This is a genomic window from Arthrobacter dokdonellae, assembly GCF_003268655.1.
Classification (GTDB): Bacteria; Actinomycetota; Actinomycetes; order Actinomycetales; family Micrococcaceae; genus Specibacter; species Specibacter dokdonellae.
Map to the genome: position 1 here is coordinate 51,445 of NZ_CP029643.1, position 22,736 is coordinate 74,180.

Annotated in this window: 20 protein-coding genes; 6 read left to right on the plus strand and 14 right to left on the minus strand. The window is 64.4% G+C overall.

Going from position 1 to position 22,736, the window contains the following annotated elements:
* Positions 1 to 7 precede the first annotated feature (7 nt).
* The 4 genes from DMB86_RS19670 to DMB86_RS19685 all read left to right on the plus strand — a co-directional run bounded on the left by DMB86_RS19670 (position 8) and on the right by DMB86_RS19685 (position 3,871).
* The gene (locus DMB86_RS19670) at positions 8 to 793 is read left to right on the plus strand and encodes an amino acid ABC transporter permease (protein ID WP_113719749.1); all 786 of its coding nucleotides are present in this window, start codon (positions 8 to 10) and stop codon (positions 791 to 793) included.
* Positions 790 to 1,560, plus strand: a complete 771-nt coding sequence (locus tag DMB86_RS19675) for an amino acid ABC transporter ATP-binding protein (RefSeq protein ID WP_113719750.1) — start codon at positions 790 to 792, stop codon at positions 1,558 to 1,560. Before DMB86_RS19670 ends, DMB86_RS19675 begins: the two co-directional genes overlap by 4 nt.
* A complete protein-coding gene (locus DMB86_RS19680; protein ID WP_113719751.1) occupies positions 1,560 to 2,615 on the plus strand; it encodes a Gfo/Idh/MocA family protein in 1,056 nt (351 codons plus the stop codon). The genes DMB86_RS19675 and DMB86_RS19680 overlap by 1 nt, the downstream gene beginning before the upstream one ends.
* 137 nt (positions 2,616 to 2,752) lie before the next feature.
* Positions 2,753 to 3,871 (plus strand): NAD(P)/FAD-dependent oxidoreductase, encoded by a 1,119-nt coding sequence (locus DMB86_RS19685; protein WP_113719752.1) that lies wholly within the window; start codon positions 2,753 to 2,755, stop codon positions 3,869 to 3,871.
* Between the two features lie 362 nt (positions 3,872 to 4,233).
* Here the strand turns inward: DMB86_RS19685 and DMB86_RS19690 are convergent.
* From DMB86_RS19690 to DMB86_RS19740, 10 genes are all read right to left on the minus strand, one after another.
* A protein-coding gene (locus DMB86_RS19690; RefSeq protein ID WP_418202341.1) for an IS5 family transposase occupies positions 4,234 to 5,077 on the minus strand; the annotation gives its coding sequence in 2 pieces (ribosomal slippage) (positions 4,234 to 4,749 and positions 4,751 to 5,077; 843 coding nt in all).
* 805 nt (positions 5,078 to 5,882) lie between these two features.
* Positions 5,883 to 6,968 carry a transglycosylase SLT domain-containing protein gene (locus tag DMB86_RS19700; protein WP_113719754.1) on the minus strand — a complete coding sequence of 362 codons (1,086 nt, stop codon included), beginning with the start codon at positions 6,966 to 6,968 and terminating at the stop codon, positions 5,883 to 5,885.
* Complete coding sequence (locus DMB86_RS19705) at positions 6,961 to 7,632, minus strand: hypothetical protein (RefSeq protein WP_113719755.1); 672 nt, start codon at positions 7,630 to 7,632, stop codon at positions 6,961 to 6,963. The genes DMB86_RS19700 and DMB86_RS19705 overlap by 8 nt, the downstream gene beginning before the upstream one ends.
* On the minus strand, positions 7,629 to 9,455 hold the full coding sequence (locus DMB86_RS19710) for a type IV secretory system conjugative DNA transfer family protein (RefSeq protein WP_113719756.1): 1,827 nt from the start codon (positions 9,453 to 9,455) through the stop codon (positions 7,629 to 7,631). The genes DMB86_RS19705 and DMB86_RS19710 overlap by 4 nt, the downstream gene beginning before the upstream one ends.
* A gap of 15 nt (positions 9,456 to 9,470) precedes the next feature.
* Positions 9,471 to 11,114 carry a P-loop NTPase family protein gene (locus DMB86_RS19715; protein WP_113719757.1) on the minus strand — a complete coding sequence of 548 codons (1,644 nt, stop codon included), beginning with the start codon at positions 11,112 to 11,114 and terminating at the stop codon, positions 9,471 to 9,473.
* A complete protein-coding gene (locus tag DMB86_RS19720) occupies positions 11,114 to 12,733 on the minus strand; it encodes a hypothetical protein (protein WP_113719758.1) in 1,620 nt (539 codons plus the stop codon). Before DMB86_RS19720 ends, DMB86_RS19715 begins: the two co-directional genes overlap by 1 nt.
* 18 nt (positions 12,734 to 12,751) lie before the next feature.
* Entirely contained in the window at positions 12,752 to 14,104 is a 1,353-nt protein-coding gene (locus DMB86_RS20425; protein WP_129545609.1) for a hypothetical protein, read from the minus strand.
* A 209-nt stretch (positions 14,105 to 14,313) separates the two neighbouring features.
* Positions 14,314 to 14,940: a hypothetical protein gene (locus DMB86_RS19730; RefSeq protein ID WP_129545610.1), complete on the minus strand. Its 627-nt coding sequence runs from the start codon at positions 14,938 to 14,940 to the stop codon at positions 14,314 to 14,316.
* Positions 14,941 to 14,996: 56 nt separating this feature from the next.
* Positions 14,997 to 15,275, minus strand: a complete 279-nt coding sequence (locus DMB86_RS19735) for a hypothetical protein (protein ID WP_227878811.1) — start codon at positions 15,273 to 15,275, stop codon at positions 14,997 to 14,999.
* A 77-nt stretch (positions 15,276 to 15,352) separates the two neighbouring features.
* Positions 15,353 to 16,342: a MinD/ParA family ATP-binding protein gene (locus DMB86_RS19740; RefSeq protein ID WP_113719760.1), complete on the minus strand. Its 990-nt coding sequence runs from the start codon at positions 16,340 to 16,342 to the stop codon at positions 15,353 to 15,355.
* 348 nt (positions 16,343 to 16,690) lie between these two features.
* Here DMB86_RS19740 and DMB86_RS20695 point away from each other — a divergent pair, with 348 nt between their 5' ends.
* A complete protein-coding gene (locus tag DMB86_RS20695) occupies positions 16,691 to 17,005 on the plus strand; it encodes an ArsR/SmtB family transcription factor (protein WP_171814622.1) in 315 nt (104 codons plus the stop codon).
* 204 nt (positions 17,006 to 17,209) lie between these two features.
* On the opposite strand, the gene DMB86_RS19750 is transcribed toward DMB86_RS20695, so the two are convergent.
* The 4 genes from DMB86_RS19750 to DMB86_RS20430 all read right to left on the minus strand — a co-directional run bounded on the left by DMB86_RS19750 (position 17,210) and on the right by DMB86_RS20430 (position 20,319).
* Complete coding sequence (locus tag DMB86_RS19750; RefSeq protein ID WP_113719762.1) at positions 17,210 to 17,650, minus strand: hypothetical protein; 441 nt, start codon at positions 17,648 to 17,650, stop codon at positions 17,210 to 17,212.
* The gene (locus DMB86_RS19755) at positions 17,647 to 18,438 is read right to left on the minus strand and encodes a hypothetical protein (RefSeq protein WP_113719763.1); all 792 of its coding nucleotides are present in this window, start codon (positions 18,436 to 18,438) and stop codon (positions 17,647 to 17,649) included. The genes DMB86_RS19750 and DMB86_RS19755 overlap by 4 nt, the downstream gene beginning before the upstream one ends.
* Positions 18,439 to 18,608: 170 nt before the next feature.
* Positions 18,609 to 19,079 carry a hypothetical protein gene (locus DMB86_RS19760; protein WP_129545611.1) on the minus strand — a complete coding sequence of 157 codons (471 nt, stop codon included), beginning with the start codon at positions 19,077 to 19,079 and terminating at the stop codon, positions 18,609 to 18,611.
* A complete protein-coding gene (locus DMB86_RS20430; RefSeq protein WP_335645042.1) occupies positions 19,072 to 20,319 on the minus strand; it encodes an alpha/beta hydrolase family protein in 1,248 nt (415 codons plus the stop codon). Before DMB86_RS20430 ends, DMB86_RS19760 begins: the two co-directional genes overlap by 8 nt.
* A 634-nt stretch (positions 20,320 to 20,953) precedes the next feature.
* Here DMB86_RS20430 and DMB86_RS19775 point away from each other — a divergent pair.
* A complete protein-coding gene (locus DMB86_RS19775) occupies positions 20,954 to 22,732 on the plus strand; it encodes a winged helix-turn-helix domain-containing protein (RefSeq protein WP_227878812.1) in 1,779 nt (592 codons plus the stop codon).
* Positions 22,733 to 22,736: the final 4 nt, after the last annotated feature.

Genomic DNA, 22,736 nt, shown 5'->3' on the forward strand with positions numbered 1-22,736 from the left:
GCAACCCATGGACTGGCTCAACACCATCATCCGCACCTTCTTCGACTTCCCGGCAATGGGCCAGGTGCTCCCCCAGCTCCTTGCCGTCGGCCTGAAGAACACCCTGATCATCTCCGTCGCCGCCACCATCATCGGCGTCGTGCTCGGCATGGTCGTCGCCGTCATGGGCATCTCGCCCTCCAAATGGCTGCGCCTGCCCGCCCGCATCTACACCGACCTGTTCCGCGGCCTGCCCGCCATCTTGACCATCCTGCTGATCGGCCAGGGCTTCGCCAGGCTCAGCCAGTCCATTTTCGGACCCTCACCCTACCCGCTGGGCATCATCGCACTGAGCCTGATCGCCAGCTCCTACATCGGGGAAATCTTCCGCGCCGGCATCATGAGTGTCGAACGCGGCCAGCTCGAAGCGTGCCGGGCCCTGGGCATGAGCTACGCCAAGGGGATGGCCCTGGTCGTCGTCCCGCAGGGCATCCGCCGGGTGCTCCCTGCCCTAGTAAACCAGTTCATCGCCATCGTCAAGGACTCCTCCCTGGTGTACTTCCTGGGCCTGCTGGTCGGTGAACGCGAGCTGTTCCGGGTCGGGCAGGACGCAGCGGTCCTCTCCGGCAACCTCTCGCCGCTGGTCATGGCTGGCGTCTTCTACCTCATCATCACGGTGCCCCTGACCCACCTGGTGAACTACTTCGACAACCGTTTCCGCACCGGCCGGCGCCCCGCCGCCCCCAGCAGCGGGCTGAACGAAGTCAATGAACTCGACGCGGCCTCGCCGCTGATCACCGGGAGCAACACATGAGCGCCACCACCACCAGCCCAACCGCAGATATCGAGACCTTCCGTGGCTCCAGCCTCCAGCTGAAGAACCTCACCATGGCCTTCGGAGACATTGAGGTCCTGCGCAACGTCAGCCTGGCCATCGCCCCGGGAACCACGACTTGTATCATCGGACCTTCCGGGTCCGGAAAGTCCACGCTGCTGCGCGGTATCAACCGCCTGCACGAACCCAAAAGCGGTGACGTGATCCTGGACGGTGAAAGCGCCCTCGCACTCAAACCCGACGTCCTGCGCCGCCGCATCGGCATGGTCTTCCAGCACTTCAACCTCTTCCCGGACCACACCGCCCTGGACAACGTTGCTCTGTCCCTGCGCAGGGTCAAGGGCATGTCCCGGGCTGAAGCCACTGAACGCGCCCGCCGGCGCCTGGCCGAGGTCGGCCTCGCCGAACGGGCCGACCACCGGCCACGGGACCTCTCCGGTGGACAGCAGCAGCGCGTCGCCATCGCCCGCGCCCTCGCCATGGAACCCGAAGTCATGCTCTTCGACGAAGCCACCAGCGCCCTGGACCCCGAACTCGTCAAGGGCGTGCTGAACCTGATGGCCAGCCTGGCCGGACGGGGAATGACGATGGCCGTGGTCACCCACGAAATGGGCTTCGCCCGCAAAGTCGCCGACCAGGTCGTGTTCATGGACGAGGGAGAAGTCATCGAATCCGGCCGGCCTGAAGACCTCTTCGACAACCCGCAAAGCGAACGCCTGCAGCGCTTCCTCTCCGAGGTCCTCTGATGCCCCGCCCCAACCCGGCCACACCGTACACGCCGCTGCGCACCGCCGTCGTCGGCTACGGCATCTCCGGACGCGTCTTCCACACCCCGCTGATTGCCGCGGACCCGGCCTATTCGCTGGACGCCATCGTCACCTCGGACCCGCAACGGGCCCGTGAGGCTGCTGCCCGCTACCCCGGGACCCGAATCGTTCCCACACCGGAAGACCTGTTCGCACTGGCTGCCAACCTGGACCTGGTGGTCCTGGGCACCCCACCGGTGACCCACTTCGAACTGGCCGCGGCCGCCATTGCCGCGGGACTGCACCTGGTGGTGGACAAGCCTTTCGCCACGAGCTCCGCGCAGGGCGGGGAGCTGATCCGCCTCGCCGCACAATCAGGTGTCAGCCTGACGGTCTTTCAGAACCGCCGCTGGGACGCTGACTTCCTGACCCTCCAAAAACTCCTCCGCGAAGGAGCGCTCGGTGCGGTGCGCAGCTTCGAGTCACGCTTTGAATGGTGGCGTCCGGAGGGCTTCGGCAACTGGCGCGACACCACCCCGATCACGGAGGCCGGCGGGATCCTACACGACCTCGGCGCGCACCTGATCGACCAGGCCATCCAGCTCTTCGGCCCGGTAGCCGAAAGCTACGGGGAAACCGCCAACAACGGCCCGGACCCGGACGGAGCCGACACCGAGGCCTTCGTCTCCCTGCTGCATGAGGGCGGCGTCCGCTCACGGCTGTGGATGAACGGCACCGCGGCCCAGCTCGGTCCCCGCTTCCACCTGCTCGGCTCCACCGCCGGCTACACCAAATGGGGACTGGACGGGCAGGAAAGCGCCCTTGACGCCGGCACCTTCCCCACTGACCCGTCCTACGGCGTGGAAGCGGAAAGCACCTGGGGGCGCGTCGGCATTGACGGCTCGACGACAGCGATCCCGGCCGAGCGCGGGGCCTACCCCGACTTCTACCGGCAACTATCCGGGACCCTGACCGGCGAAGCCTCACTGCCCGTCGACCCGGCGGACTCCCTCGAGGTGCTGCAGATCATCGAGACAATCCACCAACTCTCCTGATTCTCCCCCCTCGATATTCCCCATCCCCGCAATTCCGGCTATCCCCGAGGCGCGCTTGCGCCCGGACGCTGTCCACTGGCCTAAGCGCGACAGCGGTTCCATCGAACAAAAAATTTGATTGAGAAAGAGAGCACACCATGCCTATTGTTCCCGCCAAGCACGTCGCCATCATCGGGGGCGGCATCATGGGCGTCTCCACCGCCGTCCACCTGCTGCGCGCAGGCGCCTCCGTGACCCTGCTGACTGAAACCCAGCTGGCCAGCGAAGCCACCGGCCGCTCCCTGTCCTGGCTGAACTCCGCCGGGGAACGCTCAGGCCCCTACCACGAGCTCCGGATGGCCGGCATCGACCGGTACCGGACCCTCTTCGCAGCCGACCCCACCCGCCAGTGGTTGCAGTTCGGCGGCGGCATCTTCTGGAACGCCGCCGGCAAAGAAGCCGACACTCGTGCCCGCCACGACTACGAGAAATCCCACGGCTACGACTCACAGCTCCTCGAGCCCGGAACCCTGGCGGCCGTGGCGCCATCCATCGACGCGGGCACCGTCCCGCCCGCCGCGATCTTCAATCCCGCCGAGGGCTGGGTCAGCCTGCCGGACTTGGTGGAGTTCCTGATGGCGGAATTCCACGACCGCGGCGGACGCCTGGTACTCAACGCCGGCAAGGCCGCCGTTGCCTTCGACAATGGACACGCCACCGGCGTCACCGACGAGTCAGGAAAGGTTTACAGCGCCGACGCAGTCTTGGTCGCCTGCGGAGCCGCCACCCCAGCCGTCGTCGCCCCGCTCGGCGTCCAGATCGGCAATGCCTCCCCGCTCTCCATGCTCGTCATCACCAAACCGCTGGAACACGGTATCACCGCGGTCATGAACACCCCTCGCGTCGCCATCCGCCCCAACCCCGGCAACACCCTGGCCCTGGACCACGACTGGTATGAGGACAGCATCACCGAACACGCCGACGGAACCTTCAGCATCCTCGACGACGTGGTGCAGGAACTCGCCGATGAAGCCAGCAAGCTCCTCACCGGCAACCCCAATCTCAAGCCCGCCTCCTGGAAGATCGGCTACAAGCCCATCCCCGGCGACGGCGAACCCGTCTTCGGAGAATTGACCAAAGCCCCCGGCTGCTACGTCGCCTTCACCCACTCCGGCGCCACCCTCGGACTCATCGCCGGCGAACTCCTGGCAGGCGAAATACTCACCCGAGAAAAGCACCCAATGCTCGCCACCTTCCGGCCCGAACGCTTCTCCTGACCCGAAGTTACGGTACCCTCCTGGCCGGGATCTTTGATTTTCCGGGCAGGAAGGGTCTTGAACCAATGCTCTGGAAACTGGCGCTAAGGCTGTTTGGCCCCTTTAGGAGTATCGGATAACGATCGTTGGTAAGACACCGTTTGAGGTTCTTTCCGACCCAGGGAATACACGGGCTCGTCGTGTAACGGTTGCCGCGTACGCACCAACGAAACGGGTAGCTCCCTTCGCGATACAACTAAGCCTGTGAAGCCCAACGCATCCTGGTGGCGACGAACGGGCCCGGTTGCCAGGCCACCACGGCTGATCGTTTCGGGTGAAGTATCGCGCCAGCGTCGGATATTTCACTTTTTCACAAGCCACCCCTAGGGCGTGTCTCCTAATGCTGCGGTCCAGATGACGACGGCTTGCAGGACGGCGGCTGATCGGTAGGTTTGGGCGAGTTTGTCGTAGCGTGTGGCCAGTCCGCGCCATTGCTTCAGGGTGTTGAAGCTGCGCTCGACGACGTTGCGGCGTTTGTAGGCTTCCTTGTCGTAGGTGACGGGCCGGCCGCCGACGGATCCCTTGCGCTTGCGGTTGGCTTTCTGGTCTTCCTTCTCGGGGATCACGCATTGGATGCCGTGGGTGCGCAGGTAGCTGCGGATCCCTTTGGAGGAGTAGGCCTTGTCGGCCATGGCACGGTCCGGGCGGGTTCGCGCCCGCCCGGGACCTGCCCGCTCTACTCTCAACGCTTCCATGAGGTTTTCAAACATGGGCGCGTCCCCGCCCTGGCCGGGGCCAAGCAGCAACACCAGCGGGCGTTTGTTGCCGTCGACCAAGGCGTGGATCTTGGTGGTCAGTCCGCCGCGGGACTTGCCGATGGCATGGTCGGCGGGCTCATCCAGCAGGTTCTTGTAATTCGACAGGTCCCCCTGTGTGGCGGGGCAGGTTCGTGCCGTGCTGGTGGGCGCGGTTGACCGTGGAATCCACCGAGACTTCCCAGCTGATCAGCCCGACCGCATCGGCACGGGTCAGCAAGGCGGCCAGGACCTGGTCCCACGTGCCGTCCAGGCTGTAGCGGCGGTGACGCTTCCACACCGACTGCCACGCACCAAAATGTGGTGGCAGATCCCGCCAGGGAATCCCGGCCCGGTACCGGTAAATGATGCCTTCCGTCGTGAGCCGGTGGTCATTGAACGGCCGCCCAGCCTTCCCCGACGAGCTCGGCATCAACGGGGCAATGAACTCCCACTGGGCATCAGACAAAACAGAGTAACGAGAAGACACCCGAAAATTATGTCAAAGCCCGGAACCAGGCATTAGGAGACACGCCCTAGTTGACTCCGACCAGGTACAAGGCCACGGAGATGCCGGTCAGCGACCACCAGATAATCCAGGCGGTCGCATGTCAATCGGTCGCATGGTCGATCCGTGGCGTGCCGAGCACGAGAGGACAAGTGAGACTGAACATGATGCCGCCCATACTTGTCACCGGGAAGGGGAGGGATGATTGAGTTCGCCAGCCAGGGCGCGGACTGCGTGCCCCGGAGCATCGTCACCTGGTAGACGCCGTCATCAGTGGGGACACTGACATCGAGTTGAAACGAATCCTTCGCGTCGGGGGACGCCGTGGCCGGACCCGTCATTTTTGAGACCGTCAGATAGGTGGGATCGAACTTGCCCAGTTCGGCCGCGAACTGGTCGGTGACCCGTGGCCGGATGCCAGTGAACCACGTGGCGTGGTCCGTTCCGGGCCGGATGTAGGCTTCCATGACTGCGACGGCCGCGGCCAGTGCCGCTGCCCTATCCCCTGGCGCCCACGACGGGGCGGGCAGCGCTGCAGGTCCGTTGTACTGGGCCTGGCCACCGCAGGAGAGCACACATGACGGCGAGGCGGTGGCCAGACCGGTGGCCGGGAGGGTGCCGGCCGTTGAAGTCGTGGCGGCCGGTGCCGGAATGCTTCCGGCACCTTGGCTGGCACACCCGGCCAGGGCCAGGACCAACAGGGAGGCTGCGGCGATTGCTGATGGTTTTCTCATGGCTTCGCGCCTCCTGGAATGTATAGATAGGCCGACGGGGACGCGGCGAGGATCCGTCGCGTGTAGTAGGCATGATCGGCGTTAGGGAACATGTTGTACCCTTCCTCGAGAACGGAGCCATCACGGTAGATGGACTTGACGACGGCGACGTGGCCGTCACTGCCGGCCCCTCCCGCCCCGGGGCGGTACCAAATGATCGCACCGACCACTGGTGTGTGACCTGACTGCCAACCTGCCCTCTGCCACGCCGGGCCCCACTGCGCGGCAGAACCCATCTGCAACACGGCAGCGTCGAGTTTGAACGGCGGCTTCGGGGTGCCGATCTGCTGCATGAACCGGAACCAGGCAAAATCCACGCATTCGCGGTAATTGAAATGCGTTGCCGGGTTGTCCACACCGACCGGGGCGCCCGGCCACGGGTAGTCATCGCCGGCCTTCGAGACCGATGCGTTGGACACCGACAGACCGGTGCAGCTGGCCGGCGGCGCCACGCTCTTGGCCGGAGCGTCGCCGTTCTGCGCGTACTTTTGCGCCAGGCCAAGGATCTTCGCCACATAGTTCCGTGTCTCGGGGTACGGGGGGATGCCGCCGTACTGGAAAACCCTGCCCACCCCGGCGTTGTACCCGGCCAAGGCCAGGGACACGGCTGGCTGGCCCGAACTTGACGCCAGCTTTCCCACTTGGTCGAGCAGGGCTTTCATGTAGGCGCCCTGGGCGGCAATCGCGGCCGCCGGGTCGAACGGATCCTTGCCCCCGCCGTAGCTGGCCCACGTGCCGGGGACGAACTGGGACAGCCCTTGGGCGCCCGCCGGGGAGACCGTTTTGGGATTCCATCCGGACTCGGTCTCCAGCTGTGCGGCCAGGACCGAGGACGGCACGCCGGAATCGGCTGCCGCCTTCTCCACCAGGGCCGCCCACCCGTTCGGGATCGTGCCGGCCTTGACCGGTTCCGTGCTGGAGGCGGAGGCGGGACAGGCTGCGGCCGAGGATCCGCCAGCCCCCATCAAGGCCACGCCCAGCAGGCCGAGAAGGAAGATCACCGGAAGCGACACGGCGGTGAGCACCAGCAGACCCTTACGCACCGGCTCCCCCATCGTTGGACTGTGGCGGGAGTGGGACCGCGGCCGTGGCCGGTTCGGTGGTGGCCTGGGCCACGAAGTCCCGGAACGCCGTGCTGGCGTCGTCCAGCACGATCCCACCGGAGGAGGGCCGGTGTTCGCGTTCGCTCAGGCAGCTCTTAAACGTTGCCCGGCGGGTGAATGCCTCCATGGTGGGCCAGAGGGCGCGGGTGAACCATTCGGTGAGCTCGAAGCTGGGCTTCTTCGACTTCGCCCGGTAGGCGGCCTTGTGGGCGATCATCAGGGCCGTCAACTGCTCCACCGCATCCGGATGCAGGTACCAGCACGGGGCGATCGACCCTTCCGTGTTGGACCAGTGGCGCAGGATCCGGTTCTGTAGCCAGGTCACGAACTCGCCGAGCTCGACCCACAGTTCCCGGCGCTGTTTCAGGTTCAATTCTTTCCAGAACCATGGACCGCCGGCCGGGTAGTTGCTCAGCTCCTCATAGACGTACCCGGCGACTTCTTCCACGTTCGCCAGCCGGTCCAGGATGTCCGGAATGGCCTCCGCGCCGGGCGGTGTCGGCCCACTGGCTGGCCTGCCGGCAGTGGCCGCCGGGTAGTCTTCCGGCGGCAGCCACTCATCCTCGCGCGGAGCTTCTTCTTCCGGAGGCGGCTCGGCGATCATGCGCTGACCGTCTCGGTTGCTTCCGCAGCGCTCTCGGCTGCGGCCGCCTGGGCGGCTCCTTCGGCGCTGATGCCTTCCTGTCCCAGGCACCAGGTGCGCGAGTTCTTGAACTTCTCCCGGTCCGGGCGTTCCCACCAGGGAACGACGTCGACCACGGCTTCCAGCTCCCTGTACATCAGCAACACCTTGCCCTGCGGGAGCTTGCGGATCTCGTCGACGCGCATCTTCACATCGAGCTGCATGGACTTGGAGACGTTCACCGTCGGCACCCCGTCCTGGCCCGTGGAGGACGAGGAGGAGGTGTGTTCAACCCAGTGCCTGCCGATCAGCTCGGAGATCTTCGTCAAGAACTTCACATCGGAGATACCGCCGAACACGGTCTTGGCCGCGGCGGAATCAAAAATCGTCTCGGCCCCTTCCTCACCCCACCGGTTCACCAGCTGCGAATACGTCTGGACATACACGGAGGTGTGGATCCCGTTACCGCCACCTTCGCTCATCAGCGAGGGCAGCGAGGGCAGCGCGCAGGTGTTGGCCGCTTCATCCAGGACCACGGACATGTGCGTCTCCAACTTCCCGGAGGGCGTACTGCCGGATTTGCGGATCGCGGCCTGCACCAAGGACTCGACCAGGGCCGTGACGATGGGAGCAGTGGAGGCGTTCATCGACACCCTTGTCAGGCAATACAGGGTGTTCGGGGCATCGGTGAACGTATTGATGTCGATCCCCGGATCCCCCTCCTCCGGGCAGAGCATCGAGAGCACGGTTTCGTTCTTCATCGGACCGGTGATCTTGCCCAGGGTGGTCTTGGTGTTACCGATCGTGTCCGGGTTGTTCGTCCGGCACCACTCATCCAGGTTTCCCGCCCAGGTCATCACGCTCGGGGAATCGGCACGGAGGATGTTCGCCGGCTCGTGCTCGTCAAAGTTCTGGGACCACCGCAGCACGTCGCGCATCGAGCCGCCCGGCTTCAACGCTGCGGCGTGGAGCAGGGCCTCCAGGATCATGACGCAGCCGGCATCGAAATACCGGTCGGCCGAGGACGGGGCCCCGGTGCGCGGCATCGCGTTCACCATGGCCGCGGCCCGTTCCGAGGCGATCTGCGGATCCGCACAGCCTGCCACCATGTCCCAACGGACTTTGTGCGGGTACTGGCTGAGTCCGTCGAAGTCGGCCACGTACACCTCCCCCAGTTCCTTGCGCACGCCCACGGTCAGGCGCAGCACGTCCGGGCGGGTGCTGGTGGTGACCACGGACCCGGGCGCGTCCACGACCTGGCCGGCGACCATGAACGTCGTCTTGCCCCACTTGGGCGGGGCCACCGTGCACGCCGTGTCTTCGGTGCGGATCCCGATCCGGCGGCCCTCCAGCACGTAGACGGCCGGTGCCAGCATGGCGCCTTCCGGACCGGTGATGCGTTTCTGCAGGGCCCTGGCCGTGCTCAACCCCTTCTCCCCCGTCCGGGCCCGGGCACGCCGGGCACGCCAAGCCTTCAAGGCAAACAGGGCGCCGATCCAGGCGGCCAGGACCGCGACGATCAGCACCGCCCACACCACCACCGGCCACACCCAGGCATCCGCCGGATTGCTCCCCACCCCGACCGGGGAACCGCTGTGCGTGCCCGTCAGGGCGCTCTTGACCCCGGAGAGGAATGCCTGCCACGTCGCTCCGATGTCGCTGAGTCCGATGCCCGTCGTCAGCACCAGGGCCAGATGCCACAACAGGGCACCGATCCCGGCAGTGATCCCGATCCGCCACTTCGCCCAGGCCACCGCCGACCCGGCCGGCGTATGTTTCGTTACCGACGTGATTTCTTCGCTCATGATGCCCCTTTCCTCCTATCCGGCTTCGGCGAAGCCGGCGTCGGGGCGCTCGGTCAGGGCGCCATCAGTGTTGGTCATGTCCACTTCCCAGGAAGAGCGGACATGTTCAATCTCAATCTCGGGCGTGTCCGCCCCGGTTTTGAGGAAGTGGTGGCCGTTGTCCAGGCGCATGATGTCGGCCGCGGTGTCCGGGTTCAGCCCGAACGTCTCCACGCACCAGGCGGCCGCTTGCGGGCGGGACTGGCGGAAGATGTGCACCGTCTGGGCTTCCTCAATCACGGCCATGCCCGGGGAACCGGGGGCCACGTCCGTGGCGCCCTTGTGGATGTTGTAAATGTTGCTCAACCCCAGCCCGCGGGAAAGCTTGATGTTCGAACGCTGCTGGACCGCCATCGGGCCGGCGAGGATGTGCCCGGCCTCTTCGACCAGGACGTTGGTCCTGATGCCCCGGTCCCGGCGCACGGTGCCCAGCAGCCACAGGTTCGCCAGGCCCATCACCATGGGGATCGAGGGGCCGGTGTCGGGGAGCTGGGAAATATCGAAGGACGTCAACAGCCTGTTCAGCCGCACACTCGCCGAGGTTTCCCCGTCGAAGATCGACCCGTACGTTTCCAGCAGCTCGTTGAAGCAGTACCGCATTTCCATGCCGGCCTGGTGCAGGTTCTCCAACTCCCCGGCGGAGATACCGGCCAGGCTGGGCTCGTGCGGGTCAATGAGGCCCAGGCGGGCATGCAGATCCGCGGTCGTCGGCGTCCGCACACCTTCAAGTTCCGCCATCATCGCCCGGTACGCCAGCCGGATCGCCTTGCGCTCCCGGGCGCTGCTCGACTGCCCGCCACGCATCAGTGCCGGCACCGTGTCCAGGTAGACGAGCTGATTGTTCATCCCGTCATCGTTCACCCCGGAAATGGCCGGATCCAACAGGTTGAACCGCACCCCGGACCCGTCCAGGGCAAACCGGACCGGGGCATTGACCCGGCCCGCCCGCAGATCCCCGGCATCGGTGTGGAAGCGGACAATCTCGGCGTACTCGCCCTCCCCGCCCTCGTTCTTCTTATCGATGACCACCGCCCGGCGGTTACGCAGGATCAAGGGCCGCAACACGTAGACCGTTTTCGTGTACGAGGATTTCCCGGAACCAACATCACCGATGACCAGCACGTTCGTGGACGTCACCAGGCGCGGAATGGCGTTGTAGTCCGTGATCGGGTCCTTGCTGATCGCTGTCTGGGAGAGCACGTCCCGCCCCGCGGCGACACCTGCCACCCCGGTCGGGGCTGCGATCAACGCCGTGTTGAGGATTTCGGCCTGCCGCGTCGTTGACGGGGCCCCGGGCATGGCCGGGGCGTAAAACCCGGCCGCGGCCCTGCGTTTCTTCACCCGCAACATGGATCCCTGCTCCTCAAACGGGGTCCACTCCCCCAGCCCGGCTCCGGCATCCTTGGCCGCCTCCACCTCTGCCGCGGCCGGGGCCGCAAAGACCCGCAACAACGGCACCCGCAGGATCCAGGAGCCCTTGGCACCGGGACTTTTGGCACTAGGACTTTTGGCATGGGGGCCGTCAACGCTAACGTGTCCCTGGGCCTCCTCCATCAACGGGATCACCGGCGCACCCTGCTCGGCTGCACCCTTTTGCGCGACCTTCTCCACCACACCCATCAGGTAACCTTCTCTTCCTTCTCGACCCTGCCGGCAAGACGGTTCATCAACTTCGCCCCCGGTGTTGGCTTCGCCGGTTTCAAGCCACGGAAAATCGGCCATGTCGTTCCCGAGGCCGCCGACTGGTAGGTATCGAGCCACGCCAGCTTCTGAACGCCAGCAGCATTCGCGGCCGTCTCCGCCAGCCGGCGGGACGCTTTCGTCAGGTCCTTGTGCGTCCGGGCCGAAATGGTGATGAATCCGACCCAATTCACCCCATGCTGGCCACTGCCGGGCATCAGGTCAGTGCCACGGGCCCGGGCCGAGCGCAGATTCACATCCGTTCCCGGGTCCACCAGCTGCCCCTTGTTTTGCTTGGCGATCACCGCGGCCATATCCCGGACCACGTCCTTGGACGCCAGCAACCGGGCCTGTTCGGCCGGGACGAGCTCCAGCTGGAACGACAGCGTCCGGGCCCCGGATCCGGCATTGTGCAACAACGCCAGCAGCCAGTACGGGCTCCGCTCCCCCGTCTCCATCTGGGAGGCGGTGATCATCGCCGTCCGGTGCCCCCACACCACCTCCCCGCCGGTGAACGGATCCGTACCCTGAACCCAGTGGGCGTTCCAGTCATCCCGGGAGGCCAAGCCCATCCGGCGCGGGGACACCCCGGCGACCATCAACGGCGGCCGGGACGGGTTTTGCTGGTGGAGCATCATCGCCACCACTCCCCGGGCGCTCATCGGCTTCACCACGCCCAGCTGCGCGCCCCGCAGGGCACGCACCATCGAGTCAATTTCCTGGCCCATCAACGCCCGCCAGCCATCCCGGCCCGGCCCGTACTGTTGCGCGGCCGCGAGGAAATCCCCGCCCAGCGGCCAGCGCAGCACCTGGATGTGGCGCTGGACAAAGGTGTTCTTCCCCGTCCGGGTCAACACCTCCTGATAGGAGGCGACCGCGGCGTCCAACGCATCGGGGGAAAGGTTCTCCTGCACCCATGCCTCGTTCAACGCCAAATCCGGCGGCAACACCCGCGTGATCAACTGGACACCGGAGACCAGCGACGACGGGGACGCATGGTTGGCCAACAAGGCCCCGAAGCCGGCCTGTGCCTGCTCCTGCCGCCGGGACGACTCCGCCCCGCGCAACTGCCCGGAGACCTCAAAGGCGACCGAGAGGTACGCCTCCTCACCCGCCGGAACATGCCAGGCAATGCCTGGCATGTTCGCCGCCGCCTGCAACCAGCCCATCCCGTCCGCACCATCCGGGCGGGACCGCACCGCCGCCAACGCCTTCGCCCGCCCCCTGCCGGAACGAATGCCGGCCGCCGCCGCGTGGGCTTCCTCCCACGCCTGTGCCGAGTACGGCAGGAACCGGTCCGTGCCCGTGGCCAGGCGTGCCTTCCACCGCTGCCGGCGTTCCCGGCGTTCCAGCCACGACCCGTTGTGCGTGGTGACCGTCGCAGCGAACACGCCCAACGCCAGCACCACCGCCAGGACCAGGCCCGGCCAGCCCACCCACATCACCCCGGCCCAACCCAGCAGGGCACAGCCCATCAGCCCGATGACCTGCGGCTTGGACCGGATGCCGCCAAAGAAACTCCGGTGGGCCGATTCCCCACCAATAAACCGATTACCCACCAGCCCTGCCCCGTCCCATCAGCCCTGCCCAGTCCCGTCAGTCATGCCCTCAGCGGCGTACTGCCCGCCGGCCTCGGCGGCCCGCGCCGCAGCCTTGCCACCCTCAACAGCCTTCTGCCCGACCACCACCGCACCAGCGGCCAAAATCGTCGGAAGGCCAATCACAGCCCCGACCCCGGTCGCCGACTCGGCGGCACCGGCGGCGGCCATGCCCTCCGCAGCACCAGCCCCCGCGCCGGCACCGGCCTCCGCCCCTGCCCCGGCGCCCGTGCCCGGGGTCGCGCCCGTGCCCGGCTTGGCGCCCATGCCGGCCCCGGGCTTCCCGGCACCACCACGAGCACCTGCAGGAGCACCAGCACCTGCGGTGTCCGCGGCGGCGTCGGCCGGCCCGGAACCGGACTGGCCCTTCAAGTCCCGCAGCTTCTTCATCAACGACCCGCCCTCCGGGCCGGCAGGCGCCCCGTCCTGCCCGGAAGGGTCGTCGTGCCCGGCATCCCCGGGCCCGGGACCGGCGTCCTCAGGGGAGTTGGACCGGTTCTGTTTCCGCACGGACGAAAGATCCCTTGGACCGTACTCCTTGGACTGCGGTGCGCTCATCGACGGGCCCGCCTGTGAACCCATCCCGGCCGGCAGCACCGGGGCGAACTTCATCAACATCAGCGGGGCCAGGCCCGCAACGACCAGGGCAATGAACGTCGTAAGGATGTTCATCAAGGTCCGCAACCCCTCGGACCACTGCATCCAATTGCTGGAGGAGGCAATCATGTTGTACGAGACGCCCAACAGGAAGAACAACAGCGGATGGCAGGCCAGAATCCCGAACCACAACAACGGAATCTTCCGGGCCGTGGACCCATGCTTCGCCGAGGCGAACCACACAATGCCCAGCGGAAAAACCACGCCGGAAAAGTACAAGGTCACGAGCATGACCACGAGCATGACCATCACCAGGACCAGGCCCAGGATCATGCAGATCATCAACAAAATGCCCACGATCACCCCGCCCGGGACCGCGGCCTCATCCACCGCGAGCATCGTGTTCATCGAGGACAGCATCTTCTCCGAGGAAGAACCAACACCCCAGCTGATCAGCGAATCCGTCAAGGCGCCCAGCGTCTCCACCAGCATCACCCCCAGCAAGGGCCCGAACAAGGCACCGCCGAAGAAGACCGCCGAACGGGCCAGCACCACGTCAAGGAACTGCTCCCCCGCCATCGACCCCCGCGCCACCGAGACGAACTGGAACAGCAGCAAGAAGCCCCACACCACGATGGCCAGGGCAAAACTGATCGCGTACGCCTGGATAAACCAGCCCGCACCCAAATCCGGTTCCGTCGCATGTGAAAGAGCCGGCAGCAGATCCTTCGCCAACCCCTGCGCGCCATCACGCGTCGCCTGAAAAATCGCCCCCAACGGATCCGTTGCGAACCCCACAACAGCACCAACAGTGTCCGTCACCGGCTTCAAAACATGGCTGATGGCGCCGGCGATACCGTCAAAAATCCCCGAGCCCGAGCCGCCATCTGAAGGTGGATCAACTGCCGGCAACGGACCAAGGCCCCACAACGAACCAAACATGGTCAGCAACCCCCAGCCAACGCCGCACCATTGGTAAACAAATCCTCAACAGTCCGGTCAGCACCAGCGGTCTGCAACTTCCAGATACCGCCTTGCCAGACCAGGCCCAAGGTCCGGAGCACTTTGTAATCGGGAATAGGGAGGCCATTTTTGATCCCTGCACCGCCGACGGTGACTTTCACCCTGTCCGGTGTGCTGTCCTCAACGATGTACCGGCCCTCGGCAAACGAAACCCCGCCCGAGGCCCAACCTTCTGCGGGCTTCTTGGCCGCAATCTGTGAAGGAATTTCTCTGACGGCGGCGTCCGCATCGCTACTCGCCAGCGAGGCAACTACCGTTGTCGCATCAGCAGCCGACGGGTAAGGATACTGGCTTGCCCAGCGGCTGAAGGCGGCGGCGAGGCCGACAGCGCCGGCCTCCGTGTGTGGTGCCTTCTTCTGGGCCGTGATCAGGGCCACCGCGGAGGTGTCCTTGCCGGCCAGGCACCCGTTCGGAATGTCCCCGCCGACGGTCGCCGGGACCGCCGATGTGCTCGGTGAAGGGGCAGCAGCCGTCTTGGGCGGGTGCGACTGGTACCAGATGCTCACCCCCGCCACGACGGCAAGAACCAGGACGATGGCGAGCAGCACGAAGGACCAGCGCGGGAACCCGCCCCGGGCCGTGCCTTCCGTGTTCCGGGACACCATCACGTGGCCAGGAACAGGATCGCGCCCAGGATCACGCCCAGCCCTGCCAGGGAGACCAACCCGACACCGGCACCCGCCGCCTTCTTCTTGCCCTCAGCGTGGGCGTGCGGGTTGTTCGCGTCAGCCTTCGCCATCGCCACCAGGCCCACGATCAGGTAGAACCCGGCAACCACAATCCCAAGCGCCCACGCCGCCGCGAACAGCTTCTGCCACCACTGGGTGAAGCTCGTCCCGAACACCGTGAAGTTCGGAACCCCGGGAAACGGGTTGTCAATCATCGGCCGAGGCCCGCCCCACGCTTCAACCCCCGCCCGCACAGCGACCGAAGCCTTCACCGCCGTCAAAAGAACCACACTCATCGCTTCTGCCCTTCATGATTTTGCTTCTGTTGATCCTTCTCAAACACGTTCACGTTCAGCTGTGACACCACACCGGCCGCAACCGCCGTCAATGCCTGCCGTGTCGCCGGGGCGAGCCTGTCCAGCGTCAACGCCCCGCGCTCGGCAATATGGGCATCGAACGGCAGCGAATACATCCGCTCCTCCGTAATGCCCTGGTCCGTGAAGTACTTCTTCACCCGGGAAGCCTTGAACTCCGGCCGGCCGTCGGAGAGCCGCACGACAATCGCGGTTTCTGCCAGACGGGCCGCGTCCCCGCCCTGGGCCTTGAGGAACTCCAGCAGCTCCAGGGCATCAAAAACCGAATCCATGGAATTCATTGTGGGAATCACCAGCACGTCCGAGGTGTCGACCGCGGCCGAGAACGGGCCCGAACTGTACTGGTTGCCGGTATCCCACACCCGGACCGTGAAATGCTCATCCACGATTGACGCGACATCGAGCACGTTCTGCCTGGTCAGCGGGGCCCGCCACCTGGGCGTGGATCCGATCACGGACGCGAACGACGTCTGCGTCACCGTGTACCCGCGCAGCTGCGACTGCGTACGCACAGTGGAGATGTTGGACACCAGCTCGCCCATCCCCAGCTGCGGGTCGCCCTCAGCACGGTAGGCGAGCTGCCCGCGGTCATCGGCAGCCTCGGCAATGGCCACCGACCCGCCACGAATGGCCGCGATCACGCCTCCAAGGGAAATGGCGACCGGCGTCTTCCCCGCCGTGCCCTTCTTGTTCGCCACCAGGATCCCGACGCCACGCGTCCAGGTGGACTGCCGGATCAACGCCTCAAAGCCCTCCTGCACCGCCACCAACACCCGCTTCTCCGCCTCCCGGACAGACGGCCCAAGCCTGAACGCACCACCCGTTACGCGGTTCAGGAACCCCCGGATCCCTTCGGTCGCCGGCTTGAGCGGTTCGTCATCGTCATCAGCTTCTGCCGGCGCCGGCATGGAAACCGTCCTGACGCCAGGTGATGGGGCGGAAACCTTTGCAGCCTCACCGGCATGCGTTGCCGTGCCCGGAGCGGCTGCGGGAATCTCCGCCGCCGGCTCCCAATCCGGTGCGACAATGGCCCCACTACCGCCCACGAAGACTTCTGCTCCATGAATCGGCAAGGCCTCGGGGACATCATCTGTCTCCACATACGCGCCCGCACGCCGGGCGCCCGGGAAATTCACACTCTCACTCATCCAAAGTACCCACCTTCGTCGGCTTCATTTCTTCTGACTCTATCGTTTAGTAATAGACTATGGAAGCAGGGTAACCTTGCTTTTCGATATTTCGGGCAAGATAGGTACATGCCACGCCTGATCATGCCCTCGCTCCCTCCGGAGGTTGATGTGGCCATCGCTCATATGGGCAACAGGGCCCAGGCTGACATCTTGCGCCACCTTGCTAAAACGGGGCCTTCCACCGTCGGGGAACTGATGGAAGGTGTTGACATGACCAGGCCAAGCCTCAATCGGCATCTCGCCGCTCTTGAGCGTGCCGGCATCGTGCACACCACTCCCCCGGCCGGAAGCCGGCATGGACGGACTGTGATCTATTCCATCGATCTTCAGCGAGTACGTCACCTGGCTACCGAATATCTTCGATACGTTTCGGGTCAGTGACTGCCTGCGGCGTTGACGTGCCTGCGATCGAAGGCAGATTATCGCGCGACGGCGACTTTATGCTGGCGGGGAAGCTCTGCAGTGTCGACAAGCCTTCGGTTCCTTTACTGAAACTACTGTTCCAGTAAGCAGGATACCCCAAAAAGCATCCAACTGAAACATATGTTTCAGTTGGATGCTTTTTGTTGCCTGGGTCAGTCTGCTCTACTCGTTCGGCTTCCTGAACTGATTGATGGCTGCTGCAATCTCGTTGAGGGCTTCGGGCGTTAGATCGCCTACTGTCCGAGCCCCAACGTCACTGACATTCATGAGTTTAAGTGCATTGAGAAGGTTCAACTCGGCCTCCACGCGCGCTGAAATTTGGCCGTCACGCTGAAGGAGGTAATTGGCGTCGACGTCGAAGTAGTCCGCCAAGGCGCGTAACAGGTCAGGGGTTGGGCGCCCGTCGGAGGAACCCTTGCGAATCCTGAACCATCGCGTCCGGGACAGTTTGACGCCCCGTTTGGCCATCTCTTTTTGAATCTCTGCGAAGTTTGCCGGTTCATGACCCCTGGCCCGCATGACGTCAAGAAGCAGCTCGATCTTTTGTGCGACGATCTCGCGATCAGTCACATTCCTACCGTCGTCACCCTTTTCAGATGTCATTTCTCCCCCATACGATAATTATCTTGCGTCTGAACTGGCGCGGGTCGCGTGAGAATGCGTTCCCCTGCGTTAAGGATTCGAGTTGTGAACGGCCCCAATGGAATGCCCTCTTGGGCCTCCATGTCTTTGAGTGCGATAACGTGCCTGTAGACCGTCGTTCGGGGATCAATGAGCCGTCCTTCCTGGGGGTCGTTGGCGCTCTTCGGGCGGGACTTCTTCCGGGCGCATCGGGCAACGGCTAGTCCCAACAGCGCAGCGACAGTACGTTGGACCAACTGAACGGGCTTGATCGCCAGCATGACCAAGCTGAGAATGATAAAGGCCACTCCCAGATACACAACGTTGAATGCCTTGAAGCTTATAGAAAGAAATAATTGGCTGCCAATTGAGGCCCAAACGGCTGTGGCGTAGATAATTTCGTCAAGGCATGCAATGACAGCTGCAATGGCTCCGATTCGCATCATCCCAAGCCAGCTACGCCAACGGCCGCGCAGCAGGAAAACAATGTCCAGGCAAATTAGCCCGACGAAAAACATGTAGGTCGCAGCATATAAGTACACACCAAGCTGCGTTCCCTGTTCGGTGACAAACGAGCCGCTTGATCCCGTCGTGTCGGCCAGCATAAACGGCAACGTGATAGCACCCAAGGAGATTAATAGGGCTAGTGGGCTGTACTTCCAGGCGTGCTGCCGATCCAGTGCGGCTCCGGTTGCCTGGATGATTGACGAACGGAGGAACCAGACCGATGAACTTAGCAACAGACTTCTGATCAAGTGGGCAAAGTTCATACCTCCTAGCCATTGGTCGACATCGGTGTACGGGGCAAAAGTGTCTGTGATGAGCAGGCCGAATCCGCCCAGACCTGTCGCAGCCCAGGACGCCCTCGCCCGAGGGCTCCGAAGAGCTGCAGGTGTGCGAAGAACGAAGGTGGTGCATAGCAGTACTGCCAGTAGCAGTTTCATAAGCCAAACACCTCATCAATTGAGGATTCCCGGTAGGGAGGGTGCAGTCTTTCGGCAAGCTTGAAAGCGATTGCTTCGGCCTCCAGCTCCTGAATATTCACATCGTTGCCACGGGCTAGCAATGAAATCACGCCCCGAGTTCTCCCCACTGTTTGAAACAGGTTCTTGGCAGATTTCTCGTTTAGTGCGGTACACCCTGTATGGCGCAGGATTATGTGCCCAAGTTCATGGCAGATGCTGTGTTCCTGGTAGAGCACCGGATCGCAGGTGCGATAGAGAATGAAGCCCACGTCCGCCGCATTTAGCCACAATCCTGTTGTCCTGCCCCACCCCTTGCCACTGACCGGAGTGAGCTGCAGTTTCTTCCCGTAGACAGCCTCCACCCGAGCCAGCAAATCAGGTAGCTCAATGGCAGCTGGCAGCTGGAGTGACAGCATTGCGCTGTCAACGTTGGGTAGCTTACTCACAACCCTCCCCTAACTGTTCGTTGCTCGCCGCAGGACGGTGCTCTCCGGAGCCAAGGGACTTCAACCACCCGTCCACTGTAGATTCCCACAGGGCTGGGTTTGAGTTCCATTCAAGGCCATGCTGGGCCCCTGGAAAATCAACGAATTGCACAGGACCCTTGAATCCTTGAATAGATTCACGTGCATGCCCCAAAGGGACGGTTGCATCAGCCGTTCCGTGGGTTATCAGCACAGGTACGGGAGCAGCTCCGCTAACGCAGTGATTCTCTCCTTCCCAGGCCGACTTCGGGTCGCCCCACCGCGGAATGACACCGTTAAATCGAGCCATGACCACACGGACGATGAACCCAGGAAGTCCAGCACGGCCCATGGCCTGTGGAACGATCTTGTGCCAGTCCAATGCCGGGGATACGAGTACAAGCCCCTTGACCAGGTGAGAGAGCTTTTCTTGACGAACGCGCAGGGCAAGTAAAGCCCCAAAAGACCAACCAACATACACAATCTGGGTGGCACCTTCGCGCACGACGTAGTCCTGAGCCTCAGCAATGGCACGCCATTCACGAAGGCCCAGCGTTGATTGCTTTCGACGGCCCCTCAAATCCAAGGAAACATCATAGGTAGGAACCAGAGAGTGAAACCCGTTGCGGGCAAACACTGACAAACCTCGTAGGGCCTGGTTACGGGCACCACCCAACCCATGAATATGGATTGCCCACCGTTCAGAATTCGTCTGTGCCAGGGGGGAACGAACTATCCACGCTGGAAAGTCGCACGCCCCTAGCGTGAGGTCTTCAAAGGGTAGGCCCACGTCAGCCGGAGTTTGTCCTATGTGACCGTATAGAAAGCCGACATTCCAAGCGTGGAGATCCGCCGGCGGTTGGGACTGGACTCTTCGTCGCACCAGGTCGCTGCCTTCGGCTGCCGGTCTCGGAGGCCCTAATAAGACAGAGTGAACCTTCGATGCATCCCAAAGAACCATTTCTCCAGGGTGGTTGGAGAGCCTCGAGGGGCCGATTACTACGAATGCCCCATCGCCGGAATTATCTACTCGGTCCACCAGAACTGGGACGCCGCCCATTTTTGCGCCCAAGGCCTTTCTACGAAGTAGCAAGGTTGGGACGTCCACAAGCAGGGCAACTGCAGCCGCAGCGATACCGATGCAAACAAGAGTCGTTCCTAACGACAACAGAACCTCCCTAGACTCATAGTTGGCACCTACAGTAAGTTTCCCACGGAGCATGCCCCAGGTAGCGTATTCACTGAAACATATGTTTCACTGGATACGTGAATTCTCGCCAGGTCCGCGACACGCGCACTTCGAACGCCAGACTTAACGGTACTGGTACGAGTAATGTCTGTTCTATGACCAGACCGATTCACAGACGTGACCGTGGAACCGGGCTAGACAACGTCACCTTGAAGGTTGATGTTGATCCGGGCGCCAAGGATCTCGTCAACCGCGTAGCTGATCACATGGGCCTATCCAAGGGGCAGGCAACCGAGAGACTCCTCCATAGCATCGCTCTGGACGAGCGGGGACTACCGCTTTGGACGGATATCGACGACTTCAAATATCAGGAGGCTTTGCCTATCGCGAAGGCTTCTTAAAAGGCAAAAGGCCCGCAACTTGCGGGCCTTGCCTGGCACTCAATCTGTAGCTAAAAACCTGTATCCGCCAAGATTCCCGGTTTGTAGCTACTTCGACAACAGCGGCTTTGTCATGCCCGCTCTTGCTTAGGAATGGTTCCATCATACACGCACACGCTTTTTCGGGAACATGCGCCTGCGCCGACACGTGTTCCGTGTCGCCGGCTTCCGGGACCCCGGCGCAGGCTTGGGCTGCGCTGGCGCCCTTGATTGCGGGGGCGCCGGTGATGCGGTTTGCCACCCGGGAGGGGAAGTATCCGCGTCCGCGGTCGGCCCCGCCGCCGATCAGCCGGGCGCTGCCGTTCCGTCCGGTGGCGGTGATGGTCCATGGGGTGGATGGTTCCGTGGCGACGCTGTGCCTGGACCTTGATACGTCCAAGGCCCTGCAGGCGGTGGTGGATGCCGACGCGGCCGCGATTGGTGCCCTGCTGGGCGCGTGCGGGCTGCGTTTTGTGGCCGACCACTCCCCCAGTGGCGGCCGGCATCTTTATGTCCCCCTGGCCGAGCGCCTGCCGGCCGGGGAGGCGCGGGAGCTGGTGGAGGCCCTGGGCGCCCGGTTCCCGAGCCTGGATGCGGGCCCGCACCAAAACGTCACCGACGGGTGCATCCGCCCGCCCGGGTCGATGCACAAGTCCGGGAACGGGCACCAGGTCCTGGACACTCCCCTGGCCGAGGCCTATGACGTGCTGCGCCGGCGCAACCCGCCGGAGGCCGTGGCGGCCCTGCGGAAGGCGCTGGCTGCCCCGATCCGCCAAGTGCGTGCACGCGCTGCCGCTGCTGCTACTACTGCTGCCAGGCGGCAGGCCGCCCACATCCCTGGCGCCCAGGCGCTGGCCGGGGCTGGTTCGCCGGCCGCCGGTGCCGAGGCCCGGGTTTTGGCGGGGTCCGTGTTGCGCCAGGTCGCCCGGACGGGGATCTATGACACCCACCGGTATGCCAGCGATTCGGAGGCGCGCATGGCGGTGCTGAACCACCTGTGCGCCTGGCAGCTGGGCCTGGCGGAGGTCCAGGCCCGCCTGGACACCGACTTCGCCGGCCTGGCCGCCCTCTACGGCACCGCCGCCCGCCGGGAGAGGCTGCTGCCTACGGAGTGGGCGAACGCCGCCGCCTGGGTCGGCCAAAAACAACACCCCCCCGCCACCGGGGCCGGCCATGGCAATAAAAGCGACACAGAGCCGTCCTTAACCCACGGCGGGGGGCCTGCGGGTTCGCGTTCACGGGTGTCGGTGTTGGCGGAGATCAATGATTTGGAGAATGTGTTGTATTCGGTCCTGGACCAGCGCCTGGCCCGGACGGGGCGGGAGGGGATCATGCTGCGGTTTTTGATCCGTGCGGTGCTGGGGTTTGCGCGGGCGAAGGAGACCCTGTTGGTGGATGTGGGGTGCCGGGCTTTCGCGCTGGCCATGGGGGCCCACCACGGGACGGTTGCGAGGTTGTTGCCGCGGCTGGTGCGGTTCAGCGGGGGGATGCTGGGCAAGGTGGAGGACGCGCGCGGGAAGCGGGCTGACAGCTACCTTTTGGGGTGCCCGGAACAGTGGCGGGATGTTGCTGCCGCGACGGCCTGGCGCAAGGGGAAGATCCATGGGATCCGGCCTGTGTTTAGGGCCTTGGGGGCGCCGGCGGCCCTGGTGTACGAGGCGGTGGAGCGCGGCCGCCACTGCCCCACCACGGCGGAGATCGTCCGTGCCACCGGGATGAGCCGGCCCACCGTGGCCAAGGAACTGGCCGCCCTGGCCGAACTGGCCATGGTTGAACGCCGTGAGGGGTCCTGGCGGGTGGTGGCCGCCACGAACCTGGGCACCATCGCGGGCTGGCTGGGTGTCCAGGAGGACTACGAGGCCCAGCTGCGCCTGGTCAAGGCCCAACGCCGCCAGTGGCACGCCCACCTTGAACGCCACATGGAACAAGAGATCCGCGAGGAGGACCTCTTCGACGCCGAACGCGACGAATACGACCCCTGGGACCCCGGGCTGGCGGCCGGCGGCCAGGGGTGGGCCGCCGCATAGGGCC